This is a genomic window from Pedobacter sp. 10L46_2, from assembly GCF_056395165.1.
The window spans coordinates 1-2301 of record NZ_JBFTIZ010000448.1; the positions used below are offsets into that span (position 1 = coordinate 1).

At 39.2% G+C, this 2301-nt stretch carries 2 protein-coding genes and 1 pseudogene; 2 read left to right on the top strand and 1 reads right to left on the bottom strand.

Features of this window, described 5'->3' with window-relative positions:
- Both AC1DDX_RS26565 and AC1DDX_RS26570 read left to right on the top strand, forming a co-directional pair.
- A partial coding sequence (locus AC1DDX_RS26565) for an HAD-IC family P-type ATPase (RefSeq protein WP_477622942.1) occupies positions 1-491 on the top strand: 491 nt, incomplete at its 5' end.
- 641 nt (positions 492-1132) lie between these two features.
- On the top strand, positions 1133-1447 hold the full coding sequence (locus AC1DDX_RS26570) for a hypothetical protein (RefSeq protein ID WP_288879077.1): 315 nt from the start codon (positions 1133-1135) through the stop codon (positions 1445-1447).
- Between the two features lie 662 nt (positions 1448-2109).
- Here AC1DDX_RS26570 and AC1DDX_RS26575 read toward each other — a convergent pair.
- Positions 2110-2301, bottom strand: a pseudogene (locus tag AC1DDX_RS26575) (Fic family protein); the annotation flags it as partial.

Consider the following 2301-nt stretch of genomic DNA (forward strand, 5'->3'; position numbering starts at 1 on the left):
TGTTTACAGGGGACAATGAAGATACAGCAAGGGCAGTTAGTCAAACCTTAAATTTAGATGGTTTCAAAGCCGGGATGTTACCGGAGGATAAATTGAACGAAGTGAAAAAATTGCAAGCCGAAGGAAAAAAAGTGGCGATGGCAGGCGATGGTATTAATGATGCCCCGGCATTATCACAGGCTGATATTGGCATTGCGATGGGTACTGGGACAGATGTTGCTATTGAAAGTGCAGCAATTACCCTTGTAAAGGGCGATTTGAATGGTATTGCAAAAGCCCGTTTGTTAAGCCACAAGGTAATGGGCAATATTAAAGGTAACTTATTCTTTGCCCTTGGATATAATGTATTGGGAATACCCGTGGCTGCGGGACTTTTATATCCGTTTTTTGGAATTTTACTGTCACCGATGATAGCTGCGCTTGCCATGAGCTTCAGTTCAGTATCCGTTATTCTGAACTCACTGCGCCTTAAGAGTGCAAGAATTGACTAATTTTTAATTAAATACATTTAATCACATTAATTATGGAAGATAAAGTGGGGATTATTCCATATGTGGCCACCTCTTTCGCGGAACGTGGCCTCATATTACGGTCCAAAATGGTTCTTCCCCAATTTTGGTGGTGAAAAATATAACAGACAAGCAATTCCTTTTTGTAAATAACTGTTTTTCAAGTTGATACAAGCTTATTACCTCGGTGGTTCCTTTGTATTATTTTTTGCGGGAACTAACATTGATCATGATTCTCATATGTTAGAGAACCCTACGGCTTTAATCACCAGCAAGCTTTAATGAACACTTAATTCATTGATTTTACATTACTCACCTCATTTTGAAGAACCACCAAAATTGGGGAAGAACCACTATCTGCGAAATATACAAATATCAAGACCACCCAACATTATGCTAAAATCTTAGACATTAAAGTCGCAGCGGATATGGCCGGCCTGGATGAAAAATTGCGTGACAAGGGACTGATTAATGTGGAAGCTAATGTGGGGGATCAGGAAAATGACAAGCCAGCGGATTTGGTCACCTCRCCAGAGCCCAGCAGTGAGCCAGAAGACAAACCCGAACCGAAGATTATCAGGTTGTACGCCTAGTTGAATATGCTAACTATTAAAAATCAAACCATGACAGATTCTGTATTAACAGAGGAAATTGTTGTAAATAATATCAATTATATCAGGGAGCCTAAAGGAATGTTTGATGCTTATTTAGCTTTCTTAAGGAACTTCGGCTATCCGAAGGCCGGGGGTACTGGTTTCCCTACAATTTATCATGCGATGGTAAGCAACGGATCGCCAGAGCCAACCTATGATACAGGTCGGGATTGCACCTGTTTTCTGACTAAACTGCCGGCAAGAATTGAAGTAGAAGGATTATATGAAGGTGTAAATGGTAAGGTTAATGCTGAAGACAAAGCAGGAGGGAAGGTGAAGGTGTAAATGAAGGTGTAAATGAGGGTGTAAATGAACAGGCATTAGTTAAGATGATACGAGCCACCTTTCCTGCCTGTGCTATTGCTACGAGTGAGGATATAAAAGAGCTTGTAACTGCACAACATAATCTGTGAAAGTTGTTGAATGATGTTTAGAAACAAATTATTTACTTTTGACCATTCGAATTAAGAATAGGATAAGGGGTATTATTTGCCCCTTATCCTATTCTTAATAGTTATGATATGACCAGAGCATATAAATCTGTAAACCTTACTCAAAGCCAGTAAATATTTATCAAACACCTGACGGTGAAACTGGAATTGACATTAAAATTGAGTATGAAACAAATTGACTTACCAAAACCAGATTGTCGACTTATTTAAATCTAGCAAAGCTAACATCAGCGAGCATATCAAAAACATTTTGAGTCTAAGGGATTAGATAAAGATTCAACTGGTCGGTATTTGCGAATAGTTCGGCAGGAAGGCGAAAGAAAAGTATCCAGAGATCTGGAACATTATAATTTGGACCTGATCATTTCAGTAGGTCTTATCCGTCTATAACTTTATAAACGACAAGTAATTTCAAGATTGACGGTCCGTATATATGTAAAGTACATCTTTCTGATCCATGTCTTTATCTGCTGTTGAGGTTTATGACGCTGTCGGTTAACTTGGCAAGTGAGCGACTGGTTTCCCTTTCATATTTTCAGCAACCAGATAGGCAATAAATTTTGAGAAGACACTGATGTCACCAGTGACGCTGGCAGTTTCCAGTGATTTCATGTACTCATCCCTTTTCTCCACTGGTATCACTGTCCATGGATATCCCCCTGAGGCGAGCATTGTATTCATTAAAAA

Excerpts from the sequence above, each read along its gene's own strand:
- AC1DDX_RS26570 (WP_288879077.1), top strand. The coding sequence starts at position 1,133 with ATGACAGATTCTGTATTAACAGAGGAAATTGTTGTAAATAATATCAAT.